This window comes from Scleromatobacter humisilvae, assembly GCF_023231945.1.
GTDB classification, from domain to species: Bacteria; Pseudomonadota; Gammaproteobacteria; order Burkholderiales; family Burkholderiaceae_C; genus Scleromatobacter; species Scleromatobacter humisilvae.
Genome location: NZ_JAJLJH010000007.1, coordinates 231873 through 254248, shown reverse-complemented (window position 1 = coordinate 254248; position 22376 = coordinate 231873). Strand labels below are relative to the sequence as shown.

The following is a 22376-nucleotide window of genomic DNA, read 5'->3' as shown; positions in this document are numbered from 1 at the left end:
GCCGCCCGCCTCGCCCCTTGCAAAAGGGCCTGCAGACGCGCGCCACGATCATCGAGGCGGCGCTGGGCCTGGCCGCCAATAAGGGGCTCGAGGGCCTGTCCATCGGCCTGCTGGCCGAGGTGACGGGCATGAGCAAGTCGGGCGTCTTCGCCCACTTCGGCTCGCGCGAGGAACTGCAGATCTCGGTCATTCGAGACTATCACGTCAAGTTCGAGGAAGAGGTCTTTCTTCCCGCCATCCGCGAGCCGCGCGGCCTGCCGCGCCTGCGCGCGATGTTCGAGCGCTGGGTGCGCCGCGTCTCGTTCGAGATCGACTCGGGCTGCATCTACATCAGCGGCGCCGTCGAGTTCGACGACAGGCCCGGCCCGGTGCGCGACGCGCTGGCCACCATGGTGCAGACTTGGCAGGACGCGCTCACGCGCTCGATCCAGCTGGCCATCGACGAGGGCCACCTCACCGACGGCACCTCGCCCGAGCAGCTGATGTTCGAGATCCACGGGCTGATCCTCGCACTGCACCACGACGCGCGCTTCCTGCGAAACCCCGGCAGCGTCGAGCGCGCGCGCCTCGGCTTCGAGCGCCTGCTCGCCCATTCGCTTTCCGCGCCCGACCCCGCGTCGGACGCCGGCCCGTCCCGATCGAAGGAAGCGCGCCCGCCGCGCCGCTGATCGTTCCCCTTTCGCTTTCCATTCCGACCCGTTCCAGGAGCTCCGACATGCCTCAATACAACCCGCCGCTTCGCGACATGCAATTCGTGTTGCATGAAGTGCTGAACGTCGTCGACGAGCTGAAGGTCATGCCGCAGCACGCGGACATCGACGTCGACACCTTCAACGCGGTGCTGGAGGAAGGCGGGAAGTTCGCGTCGGAAGTGATCTTCCCGATCAACCTGAGCGGCGACGCCGAGGGCTGCACGCTGGACAAGACGACGCACGAGGTGACGCCGCCCAAGGGCTTCAAGGAGGCGTACAAGACCTACGTCGAAGGCGGCTGGCCCTCGCTGTCGGCCGATCCGGAATACGGCGGCCAGGGCCTGCCGATCTCGCTGAACCAGTGCTTCTACGAGATGCTCAACAGCGGCAACCAGGCGTGGACGATGTATCCCGGCCTGTCGCACGGCGCGTACGAGGCGCTGCACGCGCACGGCACGCCCGAGCAGAAGAAGATGTTCCTGCCCAAGCTGACGTCGGGCGAGTGGACGGGCACGATGTGCCTGACCGAGCCGCACTGCGGCACGGACCTCGGCCTGCTGCGCACCAAGGCCGAGCCGCAGGCCGACGGCACCTACAGGATCACCGGCGCCAAGATCTTCATCTCGGCCGGCGAGCACGACATGGTCTCCAACATCCTGCACCTGGTGCTCGCGCGCCTGCCGGATGCGCCCGCAGGCTCCAAGGGCATCTCGCTGTTCGTCGTGCCGAAGTACAAGGTCAACGCCGACGGCTCGCTCGCCGAGCGCAACCCGATCTTCTGCGCCGGCCTCGAGCACAAGATGGGCATCCACGCCAACTCGACCTGCCAGATGGTGCTCGAGGGCGCCGTCGGCACGATGGTGGGCGAGCCCAACAAGGGCCTCAACGCGATGTTCGTGATGATGAACGCGGCGCGCCTGGGCGTGGGCATGCAGTCGCTGGGCCTGACCGAGGTCGCGTACCAGAACGCCGTTGCCTACGCCAAGGATCGCCTGCAGATGCGCGCGCTGTCGGGCCCGAAGGCGCCGGACAAGCCGGCCGACCCGATCATCGTGCACCCCGACGTCCGCAAGATGCTGATGACCGCTCGCGCCTACGCCGAAGGCGGCCGCGCGCTGGCCATCCACACGGCGCTGCTGATCGACAAGGAACTGCACCACCCCGACGCCGACGTCCGCAAGGAATGCGCCGACGAAGTCGCGCTGCTCACGCCCATCGTCAAGGCCTTCATGACCGACAACGGCTGGATCGCGACGTCGCACTGCATGCAGGTCTACGGCGGCCACGGCTTCATCCATGAGTGGGGCATGGAGCAGTACGTGCGCGACGCGCGCATCAACATGATCTACGAAGGCACCAACACGATCCAGTCGCTGGACCTGCTGGGCCGCAAGGTGCTGGGCGACAACGGCGCCAAGCTCAAGCGCTTCGGCAAGAAGATCGCCGAGTTCGTCGAGGAAGAGGGCATCAGCGAGGCGATGCAGGAATTCGTGAACCCGCTGGCGGAGCTCGGCGACAAGGTCACGAAGCTGACGACCGAGATCGGCATGAAGGCCTTCCAGAACCCGGACGAAGTCGGCGCCGCCGCGGTGGACTACCTGCGTGTCTGCGGCCACCTCGTGTTCGCCTACTTCTTCGCGCGCATGGCCAAGGTCGCGCTCGAGAAGCAGAACACCGGCGACGCCTTCTACAAGGCCAAGCTGACGACCGCGCGCTTCTACTTCGCCAAGCTGCTGCCCGAGACGGCCGGCCTGATCCGCACCTGCCGCGCCGGCCTGAAGCCGCTGATGGAGATGGACGAGGCGCTGTTCTGATCGCGTCCCAGGACTAGGTACATCCCGCAGGCGGCTCCGTCGCCTGTCGGACACGAAATCGCCACGTTCAGAGCGATCATTGGTCCACGGCCCCGGCCGTTTCAACAAACCTAGGAGACCCCCTTGAAAAAAGCAGCAGTTGCATTCGTTCTCGCCACCGCCAGCGTCCTCGCGATGGCGCAGAACACGCCGGTGGGCCTGTGGCGGACGATCGACGACGACGGCAAGACCGAGAAGTCGACGGTCCGCATCACCAGCGTCGGCGGCGTGCTGACCGGCAAGGTCGAGCACATCACCGATCCCGCCAAGGCCAACGAGGTCTGCTCGAAGTGCGACGACGACCGCAAGGACAAGCCGATCGTCGGCATGGTCATCATCAGCGGCGCGAAGCAGGACGCGGAAGAGCCCGAGAAGTGGACCGGCGGCATGATCCTCGATCCGGCCAAGGGCAGCAGCTACAAGCTGATCCTCAAGCCCACCGACGGCGGCAAGAAGTTGGACGTGCGCGGCTACATCGGCTCGCCGATGTTCGGTCGCACGCAGACCTGGATCCGCGCCGAATAAGCGCAAGCAGCAACCGGGGCCGGGCAGCGGGTGCGCTGCCGGTCGCCCCGTTCACCCCTGGAGAGAAACAAAGTGAGTCGATTCCAAGTTCGCAAGGTGGCCGTGCTCGGCGCCGGCGTGATGGGCGCGCAGATCGCCGCCCATCTGGTCAACGTCAAGGTGCCGGTCGTGCTGTTCGACCTGCCCGCCAAGTCCGGCCCCAAGAACGGGATCGTCACGAAGGCCGTCGACGGCCTCAAGAAGTTGAAGCCCGCGCCGCTGGGCGTGGCTGACGACGCCGCGCTGATCCAGCAGGCCAATTACGAGGACAACCTCGAGCTGCTGCGCGACTGCGACCTGATCATCGAGGCCATCGCCGAGCGCATGGACTGGAAGCTGGACCTCTACACCAAGGTCGCGCCGTTCATCGCGCCGCACGCGATCGTCGCGTCCAACACGTCCGGCCTGTCGATCACCAAGCTGTCCGAAGTGCTGCCCGAGGAGATCAAGCCGCGCTTCTGCGGCATCCACTTCTTCAACCCGCCGCGCTACATGAGCCTGGTGGAGCTGATCCCCACGCCGACGACGCAGCCGCAGATCCTCGACCAGCTGGAAAGCTTCGTCACCACGGCGCTCGGCAAGGGCATCGTGCGCGCGAAGGACACGCCCAACTTCGTCGCCAACCGCGTCGGCATCGCCGGCATGCTGGCCACGATCATCGAGGCCGAGAAGTTCGGCCTGTCGTACGACCTCGTCGACGACCTGACCGGCAAGAAGCTGGGCCGCGCGAGCTCGGGCACCTTCCGCACCGCGGACGTCGTCGGCCTCGACACGATGGCCCATGTCATCAAGACGCTGCAGGACAACCTCAAGGACGATCCGTTCTATTCGAGCTACGCGACGCCGGCCGTCGTCGGCCGCCTGATCGAGCAGGGCGCGCTGGGCCAGAAGACCGGCGCCGGTTTCTACAAGAAGGTCGGCAAGGAGATCCAGCGCCTCGATCCCGCGAGCGGCACCTACGTCGCCGGCGGCGCCAAGGCCGACTCCATCGTCGACCGCATCCTGAAGAAGCCCGCGGCCGAGCGCCTGAAGCTGCTGCGCGAATCGACCAATCCGCAGGCGCAGTTCCTGTGGGCGATCCTGCGCGACTCGTTCCACTACGCCGCCGTGCACCTGAAGGACATCGCCGACTCCGCGCGCGAGATCGACTTCGCGATGCGCTGGGGCTTCGGTTCCAAGCAGGGCCCGTTCGAGCTGTGGCAGGACGCCGGCTGGAAGCAGGTCGCCGAGTGGATCAAGGAAGACATCGCCGCGGGCAAGACGCTCTCGCCGGTGGCGCTGCCCGACTGGGTGTTCGACGGCCGCGAAGGCGTGCACACGCCGGAAGGCTCGTGGAGCGCCGCGCAAGCCAAGTACCTGCCGGTGTCGACGCTGGACGTCTACAAGCGCCAGCCCTTCCCCGAAACCGTGCTGGGCGCCGGCGGCGCGAGCGCGCTGAAGTCGGGCACCGAGGAATTCAAGAACGACGAAGTCCGCGTCTGGACGCTGGACGGCGACGTGCTGATCGCCAGCATCACTGCCAAGCTGCACCTGATCTCGCCGACGGTCACCGAGGGCCTGCTGAAGGCCGTCGAGATCGCCGAGCAGAAGTACAAGGGCCTGGTGATATGGTCGCCGGACGAGATGTTCTCCGCCGGCGCCAACCTCGAGGCGCTGATGCCCGTGTTCATGAAGATGGGCGCCAAGGGCATCGCGCCGGAAGAGAAGAAGCTGCAGGACATGATGCTGCGCCTGCGCTATTCGACCGTGCCGGTCGTCTCGGCGATCCGCGGCATCGCGCTCGGCGGCGGCTGCGAGCTGGCCGTGTATTCGTCGGCGCGCGTCGCCGCGATGGAAAGCTACATGGGCCTCGTCGAAGTCGGCGTCGGCCTGATCCCGGGCGGAGGCGGCCTGACCTACGTCGCGCGTCGCGCGGCCGAAGCCGCCGCGAAGGCGCCGGGCACCGACCTGCTGGCCTTCCTGAAGGACGGCGTCGTCGCCGCGGCCTCGGCCACGGTGGGCACCAGCGCGCTCGAGTCGCGCAAGATCGGCTACCTGCTGGACTCCGACATCGTCGTCCCGCACAAGGACGAACTGCTGTACGTGGCCTCGGCGCAGGCCAAGGCGATGTACGAGACGGGGTATCGCCCGCCGGTCAAGCGCCTGATCCCGGTGGCCGGCCGTTCGGGAATCGCCACGATCAAGGCCTCGCTGGTCGCGATGCGCGACGGCGGCTTCATCAGCCAGCACGACTTCTACATCGGCAGCCTGATCGCCGACGTCTGCTGCGGCGGCGAAGTCGACGCCGGCACGCTGGTGACCGAGGAATACCTGATGGCGCTCGAGCGCAAGCACTTCTGCGGCCTGCTCGAGAACCCGAAGACCCAGGAGCGAATCATGGGCATGCTCCAGACCGGCAAGCCGGTTCGGAACTAATGCTCCCCCCGAAGCGCCTGCGGCGCCTCCCCCCGGGGGTCGCCCCCAGCGGCCCGGCAAAGCCGGTTCCGCGGCGGCCGCTTGGATTGCGCCCGTAACCGCCGGCGCTTCAGCCACCGAATTCAGGAAAGACCAACATGAGCAAGCAAATCTCCGACGCCTACATCGTCGCCGCCACCCGCGCGCCGATCGGCAAGTCCGGCCGCGGGATGTTCCGCAACACGCGTCCCGACGACCTGCTGGTCGCCGTCATCCAGGCCGCGCTGGCCCAGGTGCCGACGCTCGACCCGAAGGCGATCGAGGACGCGATCGTCGGCTGCGCGATGCCCGAGGGCGAGCAAGGCCTGAACTTCGCGCGCACCAGCGTGCTGCTGGCCGGCCTGCCCAATACGGTCGGCGGTATCACCGTCAACCGCTTCTGCGCGTCCGGCCTGTCGGCGGTGCAGATGGCGGCCGACCGCATCCGCGTCGGCGAGGCCGACGTGATGATCGCCGCCGGCGCCGAGAGCATGAGCATGGTGCCGATGAGCGGCAACAAGCCCTCGTTCAACCCGCACGTGTTCGACAAGGACGAGAACATCGGCATCGCCTACGGCATGGGCCTGACAGCGGAGAAGGTCGCCAACCAGTGGAAGGTGTCGCGCGAGGACCAGGACGCGTTCGCGCTGGCCTCGCACCAGAAGGCGATCAAGGCGATCGCCGACGGCCAGTTCAAGGACGAGATCACGCCGGTCGAGGTCTTCACCCGCACGCCGGACCTGGCCACGGGCGAGATCGCGGTCACCAGCCGCATGGTCGATACCGACGAGGGGCCGCGCCCCGACACGTCGATCGAAGGCCTGGCCAAGCTCAAGCCCGTGTTCGCGAACAAGGGCAGCGTCACCGCCGGCAACAGCTCGCAGACCAGCGACGGCGCCGGCTGCCTGATCCTGTGCAGCGAGAAGGCGCTCAAGCAGTTCGGCCTGACGCCGCTGGCGCGCTTCGTGAGCTTCGCGTCCAAGGGCGTGCCGCCCGAGATCATGGGCATCGGCCCGATCGAGGCGATCCCGGCCGCGCTCAAGTCCGCCGGGCTGAACATCTCGCAGCTGGACTGGATCGAGCTGAACGAGGCCTTCGCCGCGCAGGCGCTGGCCGTGATCAACACCGTCGGCCTCGACGCCACCAAGGTGAACCCGATGGGCGGCGCGATCGCCCTCGGCCACCCGCTGGGCGCGACCGGCGCCATCCGCTCGGCCACCGTCGTCCATGCCCTGCGCCGCAACAACCTGAAGTACGGCATGGTCACCATGTGCGTCGGCACCGGCCAGGGCGCAGCCGGAATTTTCGAGCGCGTCTGATCGACGGCTCACCGACGGCGGCAGGAAGTCACCGGATCGCACCCCGCGGTTCGTCGGCCCTGCCGCCGTTTTCACGTCCGCGCCCTGCATTGGCGGACAATCCAGACCAGATCGAAAGAGGTTCAGTCATGACCATCCGCACCGTCAACACGAACGGCGTCGCCGTGATCGAGATCGCGCGCCCCGAGAAGAAGAACGCGCTGACGCAGGCGATGTACACGGCGATGTCCGAGGCCATCGTCGCGGCCGAGGCCGACGCCTCCATCCGCGCGATCCTGATCACCGGCCAGCCGGGCATCTTCACCTCGGGCAACGACCTCGAGGACTTCATGCAGCGTCCGCCCGCGGGCGAGGACTCGCCGGTGTTCCAGTTCATGAAGACGCTGTCCGAATGCGGCAAGCCGGTGGTCGCGGCCGTCACCGGCGGGGCGATCGGCATCGGCACGACGATGCTGCTGCACTGCGACCTCGTCTACGTCAGCGACGAGGCGCGTCTCGCGATGCCGTTCGTCACGCTGGGCCTGGTGCCGGAGTACGCGTCCAGCCTGCTGATCCCGCAACGCGTGGGCCACGCGAAGGCCACCGAACTGCTGCTGCTGGGCGAGCCCTTCAACGGCGAGACCGCGGTGGAACTGGGCATCGCCAACGCGGTGCTGCCGGCCGCCGAGGTCGTCAACCACGCGCGCCGCATGGCCGAGCGCTTCAACGCGCTGCCGCCCGGCGCGGTGCGCGAGAGCAAGGCGCTGATGCGCCGCGGACAGCGGGCGCTGGTCAAGGAGACGATCGAAGTCGAGGGCGAGATCTTCGGCAAGCGGCTGCGCAGCCCCGAGGCGATGGAGGCGTTCCAGGCCTTCTTCCAGAAGCGCAAGCCGGACTTCTCCAAGTTCTGACCGCTGCGGTGCGATGACCTCGGAACTGACGCTCGAGCCCGAGGACGACGAGGTCATCGCCGCGCCGCTGGCCGTGCCGTTCCGGCCCGCGACGCTCGCGGCCAAGCTCGCGCTGCTGCCGCTGCTGATCGCGCAAGGCCGGAGCGTGCGCGCCTCCGCGCTCAAGTTGCCCGAGGCCGCCGGCGAACGGCATGGCGTGGCGGGCGCCGGGCAGGTCGCGTTGCGCGTGCTGATCGTCGGCGACTCGTCGGCCGCCGGCGTGGGCGTCGGCACGCAGGACGAGGCTTTCGCCGGCCAGCTGGCGCAGGCGCTGGCCGAGCGCACCGGCGCGGCGGTCGGCTGGCAACTGGTGGCCACGAGCGGCCACACGGCGGGCGACGCGGCGCGCGCGCTCGCGGGCGCGACGCTCGCGCGGGCCGACCTGCTGGTCACGGCGCTCGGCGTCAACGACGTCGTCGGCCAGACGCGGCCGGTGCGGTTCCTGGCGGCGCTCGACGAGATCCACGCGCTCGCCGCCACGCGGGCGCAGGTCACGCACACCTGGCACTGCGGCCTGCCGCCGATGGGCCGCTTCCCGCTGTTGCCGCAGCCGCTGCGCTGGGTGCTGGGTCGCGACGCCGCGCACCTCGACCAGGCGCTGGTGCGCCATCTCGAGGGCCAGGCGGCCCGCCTGCACCTGCCGCTGCCCGAAGCGCCGCGCACCACTGGCAAGGACGACCTGACGGCCGAAGGCTGGATGGCGCGCGACGGCTTCCATCCGGGCCTGCTGGGCTACCGGCAGTGGGGCCGGCAGGTGGCCGAGGCCATTGGTTGAAGGGTCAGCGCGGAATCTGCCGCGGCTTGCCGTCGCGGTCGATCGCGACGTAGGTCAGGTTGGCCTCGGTCACCTTGACCACCTGCACGTCGGCCGGGTTGCGTTCGGCGTAGACCTCCACGCGCACCGTGATCGACGTGTTGCCGATGCGCTCGACCGTCGCGTAGAAGCTCAGCAGGTCGCCGATGGACACCGGCTGCTTGAAGATGAACTGGTTGACCGCGACGGTGGTCACGCGGCCGCGCGACAGGCGCGCGGGGAGCACGGAGCCGGCGATGTCGACCTGCGCCATGATCCAGCCGCCGAAGATGTCGCCGTTCATGTTCGAGTCCGCCGGCATCGGCATCACGCGCATGACCAGCTCCTTGTCGGAGGGCAGCGTGGCGGGCGCCTGCGTGGCGGCTTGCATCTCGGCATGGGTCATGGGGGCATCTTTCGTCGTTCGTGCTCGACCTCGATTGTGCTTGAAAGGGTTTACCCTGTGTTCTGGCTGGGCCCGCCGTTCGTCTTGCCGCCCGCGCGTTGCTTGTTATCGTGTCGGTCGTCCCCATCTGCGTCGTCCCATGCACCCGAATCCGCCTTCCGCCGCCCGCGACGCCGCGCCCGCCACCGAGCCGCGCAGCGACTGGCAGACCCTGAAGCGGCTGATGCCGTACTTCTGGGAATACCGCGTGCGCATGGCGATCGCGCTGGCATTCCTGATCGGCGCCAAGGTGGCCAGCGTCAGCGTGCCGCTGCTGCTCAAGCGCCTGGTCGACGCGCTCAACATCACCACCACCGACCCGCGCGCGCTGCTGGTCGTGCCGCTCGGGCTGCTGCTGGCCTACGCCGGCCTGCGCCTGGCGATGACGCTGTTCACCGAGCTGCGCGAGATCGTCTTCGCGCGCGCCACCTTCGGCGCGTCCAAGCGCGTCGCGCTGGAGACCTTCGAGCACCTCAACGCGCTGTCGCTGCGCTTCCACCTCGAGCGCCAGACCGGCGGCCTGACGCGCGACATCGAACGCGGCACGAGGGCCGTGCAGACACTGGTGTCGTACTCGCTCTACACGATCATCCCGACGCTGGTCGAGCTCACGTTCGTGCTGGTGCTGCTGGGCCACAAGTTCAATCTCGGCTACGTGTGGATCACGCTGGCCGCGCTGCTGCTGTACGGCACGTTCACGATCTCGATCACGGAGTGGCGCACCAAGTACCGCAAGGCCGTCAACGAGCTCGACTCGAAGGCCAACACGAAGGCGATCGACGCGCTGATCAACTTCGAGACGGTCAAGTACTTCAACAACGAGCAGTTCGAGTCGGCGCGCTACGAGACGGGCCTCGAGGCGTTCCGCGCGGCGCAGATGAAGTCGCAGGCGACGCTGTCGATGCTCAACACCGGCCAGCAGCTGATCATCGCCGGCAGCCTCGTGGCGCTGCTGTGGCGCGCCACCGGCGGCGTCATCTCGCACTCGATGACGCTCGGCGACTTCGTGATGGTCAATGCGCTGCTGATCCAGCTGTACGTGCCGCTGAACTTCCTGGGCGTGCTGTATCGCGAGGTCAAGCAGGGCCTGACCGACCTGGAGCGCATGTTCGCGCTGCTCGAGAAGGACCGCGAGATCGCCGACGCGCCGGATGCGACGGTGCTGCACGTGGCCGGCGGCGCGGTGCGCTTCGAGCACGTGAGCTTCGCGTATGACGCGGCGCGGCCGATCCTGCACGACGTCAGCTTCGAGATCCCGGCCGGCAAGACGGTGGCCGTCGTCGGCCCCAGCGGCGCGGGCAAGAGCACGCTGGCGCGGCTGCTCTATCGCTTCTACGACGTCACCGGCGGCGCGATCACCATCGACGGCCAGGACCTGCGGCAGCTGACGCAGAACAGCCTGCGCAAGGCGATCGGCATCGTGCCGCAGGACACCGTGCTGTTCAACGACACCGTGGCCTACAACATCGCCTACGGCCGGCCGGGCGCGTCGCAGGCCGAGGTCGAAGGCGCGGCCCGCGCGGCGCACATCCACGACTTCATCGCCGCGACGCCCAAGGGCTACGAGACGATGGTGGGCGAACGCGGGCTCAAGCTGTCGGGTGGCGAGAAGCAGCGCGTGGCGATCGCGCGCACGCTGCTGAAGAATCCGCCGCTGATGATCTTCGACGAGGCGACGTCCGCGCTCGACTCGGCCAACGAGCGCGCGATCCAGGGCGAGCTCGCGCAGGCCGCGCAGGGGCGCACGACGCTGGTCATCGCGCACCGGCTGTCGACGGTGGTCAACGCCGCGCAGATCCTCGTGATGGCCGAGGGCCGCGTCGTCGAGCGCGGCACGCACCCCGAGTTGCTGGCACTCGACGGCCGCTACGCGCACATGTGGCGCCTGCAGCAGACGCACGGCGACACCGCGGCCGCGACCGACGCGCCGGACTCGCCCACGCTGGGCGACTCCGCGTTCGAGCCGGCGCTAAACTAGGTTCGTGGAAACCAAGTGGCTTGAAGACTTCGTCAGCCTGGCCGAGACGCGCAGCTTCTCGCGTTCCGCGCAGCTGCGCCACGTCACGCAGCCGGCGTTCTCGCGCCGCATCCAGGCGCTGGAGGCCTGGGCCGGGCTCGACCTCGTCGATCGCTCGTCCTACCCGACGCGGCTGACGCCCGCGGGCGAGACCTTCCACGGCCAGGCGCTCGAGGTGCTGGGTAGCCTGCAGGCCACGCGCAACATGATGCGCGGGCTGCAGGCCGGCGGCGCCGACATGATCGAGTTCGCCGTGCCGCACACGCTGGCGTTCACGTTCTTCCCGGCCTGGGTGATGGACCTGCGCAAGCGCTTCGGCGAGATGAAGAGCCGGCTGATCGCGCTCAACGTGCACGACGCCGTCATGCGCCTGACCGAGGGCAGCTGCGACCTGCTGGTGGCCTACCACCACGCGTCGCAGCCGCTGCAGCTGAGCCCCGACCGCTACGAGATGCTGAGCCTGGGCCAGGAGACGCTGGCGCCCTACGCGAAGGCCGGCGCGGACGGCCAGCCGCTGTTCCGTCTCGCGACGACCGGCACCGCGCGCATCCCCTTCCTCGGCTACGCGTCGGGCGCCTACATGGCGCGCCTGGTCGACCAGATCCTGAAGTCCACGCCGGTGCTGCCGCATCTCGACACCGTCTACGAGACCGACATGGCCGAGGGCCTGAAGGCGATGGCGCTGGAAGGCCACGGCATCGCGTTCCTGCCCTCCAGCTCGGTCAAGAAGGAGCTGCGGGCGCGCCGGCTCGTGTCGGCCGCGCCGTTGCACGACGACAGCAACCATCCGTACGACGTCACGATGGAGGTGCGGATCTACCGCGAGCGGCCCGAGCTGGCGCGCCATCCGAAGGCCGGCGCGCAGGCGCTGTGGGAATTCCTGCGCCAGGGTTGAAACCGTGGCGGAAGGGACTTGCGGCACGGCGACGGTCGTCGCATGCTGGAGTTCACGCCGCTAGCGCAAATTTCTAGTAATAACCCTTATGGGGTGATGCAAATGATGCATGATGCGGCCCTCAAAAGGCATTGGCACCGCTCGACGGTGCCGCATAAAGTCCGCGACCATGCATCTTTTCTTGCACAACAGCGCCTCCCGCGCGATCCCTGAAGCCGCTGCCGTCCTGCTGATCCCCGCGCTGGCCGCGGCGCTGGTCGTCGCGTCGCCGGCGCAGGCGAAGTCCAGGGCCGACGCCGCCGCCGCGTCCGCCTCGCAGGCGGTCGACGCGGAGCCGCACCCCGTCCTCGACCGCATCCGCAGCACCGGAAAGATCGTGCTTGCGCATCGCGAGTCCTCGGTGCCGTTCTCGTACTACGACGCCAACAAGAAGCCGGTCGGCTACGCGATCGACCTGTGCAAGGATGTCGCCGAGGCCGTGCGCAAGCACCTGGGCCTGAAGACCATCGAGATCGCCTACGTGCCGATCACGACGGCCAACCGCATCGACACCATCGCCAGCGGCAAGGCCGACCTGGAATGCGGCGCCACGACCAACAATGCGGAACGCCGCCAGAAGGTCGCGTTCACGATCCCGCACTACATCACCGGCACGCGTTTCGCGGTGCGCGCCGACAGCCCCATTGCCGAACTGAACCAGTTCGAGCACCACGTGCTGGTGTCGACGGCCGGCTCCACGCCGTTCAAGTCGGTCGACCAGGCCAACAAGGACCGGCTGCTGGGCATCGACGTCAAGCCGGTGAAGGACAACGCCGAGGCGATGGCGATGCTCGCCAACAAGAGCGCCGACGGCTTCGCGATGGACGACGTCCAGCTCTACGGCCTGATCGCCGAGTCGCCGGTGCCGTCGCAGTTCAAGGTGGTGGGCAAGTTCATCACGATCGAGCCGCTGGCCATCATGCTGAGCAAGGACGACGCGGCCTTCAAGAAGGTGGTCGACGACGAGATGCGCCACCTGATCCGCTCCGGCGAGGGCGAGAAGATCTACAACCGCTGGTTCATGGCGCCGATCCCGCCCAGGAACGTGACGATGAACCTGCCCATGAGCTACCTGCTGCGCGATTCGTGGAAGTATCCTTCGGACGCCGTGGCGAACTAGTAGCACCACAATGGTGTGGCCCGGTACGTGCTTTCACGAACGGTGCCGCCCGCCCAGAGAACCTAGACTCGGTTAAGCCCGGCGCAAGGTCGACCCTTGCACGTCACGGGCCCCTTTTCCATGATTGGCCGCGCGCCAACGACCTGCAACCCGTCTCTTTCGAATAATCCAGGAGCTCACATGAAGAAGTCCCTTTTGGTCGCCACGCTGCTTGCCGCGGCCGTTGCCGCCCAGGCGCAGACCACCGACACGCTGAAGAAGATCAAGGACACGGGCGCCGTGGTGATGGGCGTGCGCGGTTCGTCCGGCGCGCTGTCGTACACCCTCGGCGAGGGCAAGTACACGGGCTTCCACGTCGAGCTGTGCCAGCGCGTGATCGACGACATCGGCAAGTCGATGGGCAAGAAGATCGAAGTCAAGTACACCGAAGTGACCTCGGCCAACCGCATCCCGCTGGTGCAGAACGGCACCGTCGACATCGAGTGCGGCTCCACCACCAACAACGAGCAGCGTGCCAAGGACGTCGCCTTCGCGCACACCGCCTATGTCGAGGAAGTGCGCATCCTGACCAAGGTCAACTCGGGCATCAAGGACATCAAGGACCTGAACGGCAAGAGCGTGGCCACCACCACCGGCACCACCTCCGTGCAGCTGCTGCGCAAGAACGAGCGCGCCACCGGCCTCGACTTCAAGGAAGTGTTCGGCAAGGACCACGCCGACAGCTTCCAACTGCTCGAGAGCGGCCGCGCCGACGCGTTCGTGATGGACGGCCAGATCGTCATGGGCCTGGCCTCCAAGTCCAAGACCCCGGCCGACTACCACACCGTCGGCCCGGCCCTGTCGGTCGAGCCGATCGCGATCATGGTGCGCAAGGACGACCCGGCCTTCCTGGCCGCGGTCAACAAGACCATCGACGGCATGGAGAAGTCCGGCGAGATGGCCAAGCTGTACGACAAGTGGTTCATGCAGGCGATCCCGCCGACCAACACCAAGGTCGGCCTGCCGGCGTCGGAGTACACCAAGGCCGCCTGGGCCAATCCGAACAACATGACCACCGAGCAACTGGCCGCCAAGAAGTGATGGCGCCGGCCGCCACGCGCGCGTGACGCGCGCGGCGGCCGCGTTCGAGAGCATGATCGCGTGCGGACCCGGCGACGGGCCCGCACGCTGCACAATTCAGAGGGCCGGACCCAGTCCGGCCGCAGCGGGGCCGCATCGAAGCGAGTCCGGCCAACGAGGAGTCGAGGGTGAGCAACTTGCTGGCTCAGATCAAGGACAGCGCGACGTTGATGTGCACGAGCATCGACGAGCCGACGGTCTACCCGTCCTGCTTCGCCCCGGGCAAGGGCGACATGACCTACCTGCAGTGGATGATCCACGGCTGGGGCTGGACGCTCCTCGTGGCGCTGGTGGCGCTGGTGATCGCGCTCGCGGTCGGGCTGGTGATCGGCGTCATGCGCACGCTGCCGAACAGGGCCGCCGTGCTGTTCGGCGAGGCGTGGACGGAGCTGTTCCGCAACGTGCCGGTGCTGGTGCAGCTGTTCATCTGGGCCTTCGTCCTGCCCGAGATCTTCCCGTCGTTGAAGGCGGTGTCGTACGCGACGCTCGCCTGCGTCGGGCTGGGCCTGTTTACCTCGGCGCGCGTCGCGCAGCAGGTCAAGGCGGGCATCGCCACCATTCCGAAGGGCCAGCGCTACGCCGGCCTCGCGATGGGCCTGACGCTGGCGCAGACCTACCGCTACGTGCTGTTGCCGGTCGGCCTGCGGGTGGTGCTGCCGACGCTGACGTCGGAGTCGATGAACATCATCAAGAACTCGTCGGTTGCCTACGCCATCAGCGTGCCCGAGCTGATCTGGACCTCGATCCAGGCCGGCGAGCAGACCTCCGCCCACGGGACGATGTATTTCGTGGCGACCGTCTTCTACGTGATCTCCGCGCTCGCGATCAATCGCCTGGCGGTCTTCATCGAGCGGCGCACCCGCCTCAGCACCGCGATGGGGGGCAAGTAAGTGGCGCTCAATCTCGATTTCTCGTTCCTCACGTCGGACGTCATCCGGTCCAACCTGCTCTCGACGTTCGAGTACTCGGTGCAGCTGACGGCCGTCGCGGCAATCGGCGGCACGGCGCTGGGCACGCTGATCGCGCTGATGCGGCTGTCGTCGGTGCGCTGGATGCAGCGCGTCGCCACGGTCTATGTCGACCTGCTGCGGTCGATCCCGCTGGTGATGGTGATCCTGTGGTTCTACCTGCTGATCCCGCAGTCCTTCTATTCGATGATCGCGGGCAGCTTCGGCGAGAACCATCGGCCGGAGTTCGCGGCGGTCATCACCTTCACGTTCTTCGAGGCGGCCTACTATTCGGAGATCATGCGCGCCGGCATCCAGTCGGTGCCGCGCGGCCAGAGCTATGCCGGCTACGCGGTGGGCATGACCTATGCGCAGTGCATGCGCCTGGTCGTGCTGCCACAGGCCTTCCGCAACATGCTGCCCGTGCTGCTCACGCAGACCGTGGTGCTGTTCCAGGACACCTCGCTGGTCTACGCCATCGGCGCGTCCGACTGGCTCAAGGGCTTCCAGACGGTCGGCAACCTGTTCAACCGCCCGGCCGAGATGTACCTGCTGGCCGCGGTGGGCTACTTCGTCATCTCCTTCAGCCTGTCGATGCTGGTGCGTCGCCTGCAGGCAAAGATCCAGATCATCCGTTGAGAGCGACCCCATGATCGACATCAAGAACATCTCCAAGTGGTACGGCAGCTTCCAGGTGCTGACGGACTGCACGACGACGATCAACAAGGGCGACGTCGTCGTCGTCTGCGGCCCGTCGGGCTCGGGCAAGTCGACGCTGATCAAGACGGTCAACGCGCTCGAGCCGATCCAGCAGGGCGACATCGTCGTCGACGGCACGTCCATCACCGACAAGAAGACCAACCTGCCCAAGCTGCGCTCGCGCGTGGGCATGGTGTTCCAGCATTTCGAGCTGTTCCCGCACCTGTCGATCACCGACAACCTGACGCTGGCGCAGATCAAGGTGCTGGGTCGCAGCAAGGACGAGTCGCTCAAGCGCGGCATGAAGATGCTCGATCGCGTGGGCCTGTCCGCGCACAAGGACAAGTTCCCCGGCCAGCTGTCCGGCGGCCAGCAGCAGCGCGTGGCGATCGCCCGCGCGCTGTCGATGGATCCGATCGTGATGCTGTTCGACGAGCCGACGTCCGCGCTCGACCCCGAGATGGTCGGCGAGGTGCTGGACGTGATGGTGGGCCTGGCTCACGAAGGCATGACCATGATGTGCGTGACGCACGAGATGGGCTTCGCCAAGCGCGTCAGCAACAAGGTGATCTTCATGGATGCCGGCAAGATCGTCGAGGACTGCTCCAGCGCCGACTTCTTCGGCAAGCCCGAGGCGCGCTCGCCGCGGGCCAAGGAATTCCTCTCGAAGATCCTTCAACATTGAACCCCCACGGTCGCTGGCGCTCCCTGCCCCCGAGGGGGCCGGCCGCGAGTCGACCGGCAGAGCCGGATCGACCGCTCCCTTGAGCTTCGCTCGAGACAGCCGAACGCCAGCGCCGGAAACGTCCGGCGTTTCAGTGTGCGGGCGCGAGTCGCGCCGGCAATGTCGCCGGGTGGCGCGCCAGTCCCTCGCCGCCGCTGCGCATCGCACCCTCGGGTTTCCAGGGCGTGACGTGGACGAAGCGGCGGCTCATCGCCGGGCCTCGGCGGCGGCCTGGGTGTCGAAGAAGCCGGTGAAGCGCGCGATGCGGCCGTCGCGCAGTTGCCAGACGTGCACCCACGGCGTCTCGAACACGCGGCCGGTGGCGCGCGCGATCGTGCGTTCGTGGCCGATGACGGTGACGTGGTCGGCGCCGGCGAGGAACTCGCGCGGCTCGAAGGCCTGGATGTCGTCCAGGCGCGCGACCTCGCCGAACCACTCGCCCACCTGCGCGTGCCCGCTGACGCGGCCGGTGTAGCCGGCGTCGTGGTCGCCGTGGAACTGCCAGTCGACGTCGGGCGTCGTCAGCGCGAGCAGGGCAGGGATGTCGCCGCGGCCGAAGCAGCCGTAGGCGGTCTGGATCAAGGTGAGCGCGTCGTTCATGGATGTCTCCTTCGAGTTGCCCGGCGGATTTGGCGCACGCCGGCGTCCCGATTACGCGCCCGGATTCACGCCGGATTCAAGCGACGTCCCCCACGTTTCAAAGCGCCAGGGCCATGTAGCGGATGTGCGACCGGAACGCCTCCGGCATCTCGATCGGGTAGGGCGCGCAGTCGACGAAACCCAGCGATTCGTAGAGCGCCTGCGCGGTGTGCATGAAGGGCAGGGTGTCCAGCCGCACGTGGCGATAGCCGAAGGCGCGCGCGTCGGCGATCAGGCGCAGGGTGATCGCCTCGCCCAGGCGGCGGCCGCGGCCCGACGGGCGCACGAAGACGCGCTTCAGCTCGGCGATGCCGTCCTCGCTGTGCCGCAGGCCGCCCATGGCCAGCGCCTGTCCGTCCCGTTCGACGAGGTAGAACACGCCGCGCGGCGGGGAGTCGCCGCAGACCTTGTCGATGATGGTGGGCACGTAGTCGGCGGGCTCGGCGCCCAGGATGTCGCGCGCCGTCAGGCCCCACTGCTTCTGGATCTCGGAGAAGACCCAGGCGACGTGCGCGACGTTGAGCTCGATCAGCGCGGCCCGGTCGGCCACGGGGTCGGCGATGCGGAAGGTCGGGATGCTCATCCCGGCATATTGCCCGAACAGTGGACGGTGCGAAAATCGTCGCCATGACGACGCTCAACGAACTCTCCATCCAGACGCCCGACGACTGGCACCTCCACATCCGCGACGGCGCCGCGATGGCGGCCGTGGTGCCCTACACGGCGCGCCAGTTCGGCCGCGCGATCATCATGCCCAACCTGCGCCCGCCAATCACGACGACCGCACAGGCCGTGGCGTATCGCGAACGCATCCTGGCCGCGCTGCCCGAGGGCAGCACGTTCGAGCCGCTGATGACGCTGTACCTGACCGACAACCTGCCGCCCGACGAGATCAAGCGCGCGAAGGACGCCGGCATCGTCGCCGTCAAGCTCTATCCCGCAGGCGCGACGACCAACTCCGACGCCGGCGTCACCGACCTGCGCAAGACCTACAGGACGCTGGAGGCGATGCAGCGCGAAGGCATCAAGCTGCTGGTGCACGGCGAGGTCACCAGCCCCGACATCGACCTGTTCGACCGCGAGGCCGTGTTCATCGACGACGTGTTCGAGCCGCTGCGGCGCGACCTGCCCGAGCTGAAGGTGGTGTTCGAGCACATCACCACCAAGGAAGCCGCGCAGTACGTCGCCGAGTCCAACGCGTTCACCGCGGCGACCATCACCGCGCACCACCTGCTCTATAACCGCAACGCGATCTTCATGGGCGGGCTGCGTCCGCACTACTACTGCCTGCCCGTGCTCAAGCGCGAGGTGCATCGCCAGGCGCTGGTGGCCGCGGCGACGTCGGGCAGCGACAAGTTCTTCCTCGGCACCGACAGCGCGCCGCACGCGTCGGTGATGAAGGAGGCCTCGGTGTGCGGCGCTGGCTGCTTCACGGCGCTGTCCGCGCTGGAACTCTACGCCGAGGCCTTCGACGCCGCCGGCGCGCTCGACAAGCTCGAGGGCTTCGCGAGCCACCATGGCCCCGACTTCTACGGCCTGCCGCGCAACACCGGCACCGTGACGCTGCGTCGCGAGAGCTACGAGCTGCCCGCCAGCGTGCCGTTCGGCGACGCGCTGCTCAAGCCGCTGCGCGGTGGCGAGACGCTGGGCTGGAAGCAGGCTTGAGCGCCGTCGCCGTCGCCTTCGAGCCGGCGGTCGCGGACGACGCCGAGGCGCTGGTCGCGATGCGCATCGCCGCGATGCGCGAAAGCCTGGAGCGGCTCGGCCGCTTCGATCCGCAACGTGCACGCGGCCGCTTCGTGGCGGGTTTCGACGCGGCCTGGACGCGTCACATCGTGGTCGACGGCCAGCGTGTGGGCTTCGTCGTCGTGCGGCCGCAGGGCGACGGCCTGCTGCTCGATCATCTCTACGTCGCGCCGGCGGCCCAGGGGCGCGGCGTCGGCGCGGAGGTGATGGCCGACGTGCTCGCCGACGCCGACGCGCGCGGCCTGCGCGTGCGCGTGACGGCGCTGCGCGAAAGCGCGGCCAACCGCTTCTACGAACGTCGCGGCTTCGCGCTCGTGGATCGCACCGAGTGGGACAACCACTTCGAGCGGCCCGCTTGCCCCCGCGTGCCGCTCGGCGACGCGCCGCATGGGACAATCGAGCCGTGAGGCGAGCCAGACCGCCGCTGGTACACCGGCCGAAAGGCTGTACTGGAGGAAGGTCCGGACTGCACAGGGCAACGCAGCAGCTAACGGCTGCCCGCCGAGGGCCGAAAGGCGCGAAGGCGAGGATCAGAGCAACAGAGACGAGCCGATTCAGTTCGGGTGAAACGGGCAATCTCTGCGCGCAGCAACATCAAGTAGGCGGACGTCGACCTGGCCCGGGGAGTCCGCGGGTAGATGGCATCGAGCCGTGCTGGCGACAGCCGGCCCAGACGAATGGCGGTCACGGCGCACAGGCTCGCAAGGGCTCGTGCGACGCACAGAATCCGGCCTATCGGCTCGCCTCACATTAATTCCAGCGCGGCACGCTCTCGACGGCGGGCCGCCAACGAGCCGCATCCTGATCCATGAATCCTGACGCCGCCACGCTCTGGCGCCGACCCCGCTCGGCGCTCGCGGCGCTGCTCGCCTGCCTGGGCATGCTGGGCGCGTTCTCCATCGACACGTACATCCCGGCGTTCTCGGGCATCGCGCGCTCGCTCGACGCGACGCCCGTGCAGATGCAGCAGACGCTGTCGGCCTACCTGTTCGGCTTTGCCGTGATGAACCTTTTCCACGGCGCGCTGGCCGACAGCTTCGGCCGCCGGCCCGTGGTGCTGTGGGGCATCGCCGTCTTCACGTTGTCGTCGCTGGGCTGCGCGCTGTCGCAGACGGTGGGCCACCTGATCTTCTTCCGGCTCGTGCAGGGCATGAGCTCGGGCGCCAGCATGGTGGTGGGGCGCGCGATCATCCGCGACATGTTCCCGCCCGACGAGGCGCAGCGCGTGATGTCGCAGGTGACGATCTACTTCGGCGTCGCGCCGGCCGTCGCGCCCATCGTCGGCGGCCTGCTGCTGGTGCACTTCGGCTGGCACTCGGTATTCGTCTTCCTGACCTTCGTCGGCGTCGTGATGTGGACACTCAGCTGGCGCCTGTTGCCCGAGACGCTGCACGCCACGCAGGCGCAGCCCTTCCATCCGGCGCACCTGCTCAAGGGTTACTGGGAGATGGTCTCGAGCCCGCGGTTCCTCGCGCTGGCGCTGGCCTCGGGCGTGCCGTTCAACGGCATGTTCCTGTACATCCTGTCGGCGCCCGTCTTCCTCGGCGACCTGCTGCACCTGCCGCCCACGCACTTCTTCTTCCTGTTCCTGTTCACGATCGGCGGGATCATGGGCGGCGCGTTCCTGTCGGGCAAGCTGGCCGGCAAGATGACCAAGGGGCGGCAGATCCGCATCGGCTTCACGATCATGTTCACGATCGCGACGATCAACCTGCTGCTGAACGCGCTGTTCACGGCGCAGGCCTGGTGGGCGATCCCGCCGATCGGCGTGTTCTCGTTCGGCTGGGCGCTGATGGTGCCCGTGGTCACGCTGCTGGTGCTGGACCAGGCGCCCCTGCGGCGCGGCATGGCGTCGTCGCTGCAGGCCTGCATCGGCAGCGTCGCCAACGCGTTCGTCGCCGGCGTGATCTCGCCGCTCGTGATGCATTCCACGCTGCACCTGGCGCTGGCGTCGCTGCTGATGTCGTGCATCGGCATCGTGGCGTGGTTCTTCGTGCGCAAGGGCGTCCTGGCCGGCGAACAGGCGTAACAGCGCGCGCTGTCACGCAAGCTCCGCTCAATTTTCGGCGGATCCGGCCGATCTCAAGGGGGCACACCGTCCGTGCGGAGCCCTCATGTCGCCTCGTTTCCTGCAATCCCTCGTCGCCGCCGCCGTCCTGCAAGCCGCCGCGGCCGGCCCGGCGCTGGCCGCCGAGCCGGTGGCCGGCCTGGTCGTCGCCCAGCTCGGCCCGACCTCGCCCGGCTTCAAGATGGACGTGGGCCGCGGCGAGACGGGCGCGCCCGAGGCGACCGCCATCGGCGGCCGGCCGATCGAGAAGAAGCCGGGCGCGGCCAACGGCGCCGAGTGGCGCGGCAGCGCGTCGCATCCGTCGGCGCAGAAGGATGCCGAGGAAAAGGCCGCGGGCAAGAAGGGCGAGGACAAGGCCGCCGAGGCCAGGCCGGGCAAGGCCGAGGTCGCGAAGGCGGGGGCGAGCGCGTCCGGCCTCAGCGACATGGACATCCTGCGCGAGAAGCTCGCGGCCAAGCTGGGCGCGCGGCAGGCGGCCGGCGGCAAGTTCGCGATGCAGGTGTCCAACCGCGGCGAGAGCGGCGAGAACGTCGTCACCGCGGTGCGCCCCAGCGCGACCGCCGTCGCGGCCGCGCGCAAGCCCAGGCGCGCGGCGTCGGCCGTCGCCGGCGACGCCAACCTCGACATCGCCGCCAACGCCGGCCAGTCGCTGCTGCCCACGCACTGGGACTACGGCGGCGACCAGGGCCCCGACGCCTGGGGCAGGATGCGCCCCGAGTTCAGCAAGTGCGCGACCGGCCAGCGCCAGAGCCCGATCGACATCCGCGGCGGCATTGCCGTCGACCTCGAGCCGATCAAGTTCGACTACCGACCCAGCGGGTTCTCCGTGATCGACAACGGCCACACGGTGCAGGTCAACGTCGAGCCCGGCAACTCGATCACGATCACCGGCAAGCGCTACGAGCTGGTGCAGTTCCACTTCCATCGTCCGTCCGAGGAGCGCATCAACGGCCGCCAGTACGACATGGTCGCGCACCTGGTGCACAAGGACGTCGACGGCCACATCGCGGTCGTCGCCGTGCTGCTCGATCGCGGCAGCGCGCAGTCCATCGTGCAGACGGTGTGGAACAACCTGCCGCTGGAAAAGGGCGACGAGGTGCGCGCGGGCACGCGCATCGACGTCTCGCAACTGCTCCCCGACGACAAGCGCTACTACACCTACATGGGTTCGCTGACGACGCCGCCGTGCAGCGAGGGCGTCCTGTGGATGGTGATGAAGCAGCCCGTGTCGATCTCGATGGACCAGGTCGCGATCTTCTCGCGGCTGTACCCGATGAACGCGCGGCCGATCCAGCAGGCCGACGGGCGGCTGATCAAGGAGTCGAACTGAGCGCG

The 22376-nt window shown here is 68.2% G+C and carries 21 protein-coding genes and 1 other RNA gene; 19 read left to right on the top strand and 3 right to left on the bottom strand.

What is annotated here, in order from left to right:
- Window positions 1–17 precede the first annotated feature (17 nt).
- From LPC04_RS21255 to LPC04_RS21225, 7 genes are all read left to right on the top strand, one after another.
- Complete coding sequence (locus LPC04_RS21255) at window positions 18–668, top strand: TetR/AcrR family transcriptional regulator (RefSeq protein ID WP_420854750.1); 651 nt, start codon at window positions 18–20, stop codon at window positions 666–668.
- 47 nt (window positions 669–715) lie between these two features.
- Window positions 716–2506 (top strand): acyl-CoA dehydrogenase C-terminal domain-containing protein, encoded by a 1791-nt coding sequence (locus LPC04_RS21250; protein ID WP_275684285.1) that lies wholly within the window; start codon window positions 716–718, stop codon window positions 2504–2506.
- Window positions 2507–2629: 123 nt separating this feature from the next.
- Window positions 2630–3070: a DUF2147 domain-containing protein gene (locus LPC04_RS21245; protein ID WP_275684284.1), complete on the top strand. Its 441-nt coding sequence runs from the start codon at window positions 2630–2632 to the stop codon at window positions 3068–3070.
- Window positions 3071–3142: 72 nt separating this feature from the next.
- Window positions 3143–5524 carry a 3-hydroxyacyl-CoA dehydrogenase/enoyl-CoA hydratase family protein gene (locus LPC04_RS21240; protein WP_275684283.1) on the top strand — a complete coding sequence of 794 codons (2382 nt, stop codon included), beginning with the start codon at window positions 3143–3145 and terminating at the stop codon, window positions 5522–5524.
- Between the two features lie 137 nt (window positions 5525–5661).
- Window positions 5662–6861 (top strand): acetyl-CoA C-acyltransferase, encoded by a 1200-nt coding sequence (locus LPC04_RS21235; RefSeq protein ID WP_275684282.1) that lies wholly within the window; start codon window positions 5662–5664, stop codon window positions 6859–6861.
- A 128-nt stretch (window positions 6862–6989) separates the two neighbouring features.
- A complete protein-coding gene (locus LPC04_RS21230; protein ID WP_275684281.1) occupies window positions 6990–7751 on the top strand; it encodes an enoyl-CoA hydratase in 762 nt (253 codons plus the stop codon).
- Window positions 7752–7764: 13 nt separating this feature from the next.
- Complete coding sequence (locus tag LPC04_RS21225) at window positions 7765–8565, top strand: SGNH/GDSL hydrolase family protein (protein ID WP_275684280.1); 801 nt, start codon at window positions 7765–7767, stop codon at window positions 8563–8565.
- 4 nt (window positions 8566–8569) lie between these two features.
- Here LPC04_RS21225 and LPC04_RS21220 read toward each other — a convergent pair whose 3' ends face one another.
- Window positions 8570–8989 carry an acyl-CoA thioesterase gene (locus tag LPC04_RS21220; RefSeq protein ID WP_275684279.1) on the bottom strand — a complete coding sequence of 140 codons (420 nt, stop codon included), beginning with the start codon at window positions 8987–8989 and terminating at the stop codon, window positions 8570–8572.
- A 139-nt stretch (window positions 8990–9128) separates the two neighbouring features.
- Here LPC04_RS21220 and LPC04_RS21215 point away from each other — a divergent pair, with 139 nt between their 5' ends.
- From LPC04_RS21215 to LPC04_RS21185, 7 genes are all read left to right on the top strand, one after another.
- Window positions 9129–11006 carry an ABCB family ABC transporter ATP-binding protein/permease gene (locus LPC04_RS21215; protein WP_275684278.1) on the top strand — a complete coding sequence of 626 codons (1878 nt, stop codon included), beginning with the start codon at window positions 9129–9131 and terminating at the stop codon, window positions 11004–11006.
- Window positions 11007–11010: 4 nt separating this feature from the next.
- Window positions 11011–11940 (top strand): LysR substrate-binding domain-containing protein, encoded by a 930-nt coding sequence (locus tag LPC04_RS21210; RefSeq protein ID WP_275684277.1) that lies wholly within the window; start codon window positions 11011–11013, stop codon window positions 11938–11940.
- Window positions 11941–12109: 169 nt separating this feature from the next.
- Entirely contained in the window at window positions 12110–13099 is a 990-nt protein-coding gene (locus LPC04_RS21205; RefSeq protein WP_275684276.1) for an amino acid ABC transporter substrate-binding protein, read from the top strand.
- A gap of 180 nt (window positions 13100–13279) precedes the next feature.
- Entirely contained in the window at window positions 13280–14179 is a 900-nt protein-coding gene (locus tag LPC04_RS21200) for an amino acid ABC transporter substrate-binding protein (RefSeq protein ID WP_275684275.1), read from the top strand.
- A 209-nt stretch (window positions 14180–14388) separates the two neighbouring features.
- Window positions 14389–15108 (top strand): amino acid ABC transporter permease, encoded by a 720-nt coding sequence (locus tag LPC04_RS21195; protein ID WP_275684301.1) that lies wholly within the window; start codon window positions 14389–14391, stop codon window positions 15106–15108.
- A complete protein-coding gene (locus LPC04_RS21190; protein WP_275684274.1) occupies window positions 15109–15804 on the top strand; it encodes an amino acid ABC transporter permease in 696 nt (231 codons plus the stop codon).
- A gap of 10 nt (window positions 15805–15814) precedes the next feature.
- Window positions 15815–16549, top strand: coding sequence for an amino acid ABC transporter ATP-binding protein (locus tag LPC04_RS21185; RefSeq protein WP_275684273.1), 735 nt, complete (start codon window positions 15815–15817; stop codon window positions 16547–16549).
- A 246-nt stretch (window positions 16550–16795) separates the two neighbouring features.
- On the opposite strand, the gene LPC04_RS21180 is transcribed toward LPC04_RS21185, so the two are convergent.
- Both LPC04_RS21180 and LPC04_RS21175 read right to left on the bottom strand, forming a co-directional pair.
- Window positions 16796–17188 carry a nuclear transport factor 2 family protein gene (locus LPC04_RS21180; protein ID WP_275684272.1) on the bottom strand — a complete coding sequence of 131 codons (393 nt, stop codon included), beginning with the start codon at window positions 17186–17188 and terminating at the stop codon, window positions 16796–16798.
- Window positions 17189–17285: 97 nt separating this feature from the next.
- The gene (locus LPC04_RS21175) at window positions 17286–17810 is read right to left on the bottom strand and encodes a GNAT family N-acetyltransferase (RefSeq protein ID WP_275684271.1); all 525 of its coding nucleotides are present in this window, start codon (window positions 17808–17810) and stop codon (window positions 17286–17288) included.
- A 44-nt stretch (window positions 17811–17854) separates the two neighbouring features.
- Here LPC04_RS21175 and pyrC point away from each other — a divergent pair, with 44 nt between their 5' ends.
- The 5 genes from pyrC (at window position 17855) to LPC04_RS21150 (ending at window position 22371) form a co-directional block, all read left to right on the top strand.
- A complete protein-coding gene (gene pyrC, locus LPC04_RS21170) occupies window positions 17855–18892 on the top strand; it encodes a dihydroorotase (protein ID WP_275684270.1) in 1038 nt (345 codons plus the stop codon).
- 59 nt (window positions 18893–18951) lie between these two features.
- Window positions 18952–19380: a GNAT family N-acetyltransferase gene (locus tag LPC04_RS21165; protein ID WP_275684300.1), complete on the top strand. Its 429-nt coding sequence runs from the start codon at window positions 18952–18954 to the stop codon at window positions 19378–19380.
- Window positions 19379–19724: RNase P RNA component class A (rnpB, locus tag LPC04_RS21160), an RNA gene on the top strand. The genes LPC04_RS21165 and rnpB overlap by 2 nt, the downstream gene beginning before the upstream one ends.
- Window positions 19725–19781: 57 nt before the next feature.
- Complete coding sequence (locus tag LPC04_RS21155; protein WP_275684269.1) at window positions 19782–21002, top strand: multidrug effflux MFS transporter; 1221 nt, start codon at window positions 19782–19784, stop codon at window positions 21000–21002.
- A gap of 85 nt (window positions 21003–21087) precedes the next feature.
- A complete protein-coding gene (locus LPC04_RS21150; RefSeq protein ID WP_275684268.1) occupies window positions 21088–22371 on the top strand; it encodes a carbonic anhydrase in 1284 nt (427 codons plus the stop codon).
- The last annotated feature ends 5 nt before the right edge of the window (window positions 22372–22376 follow it).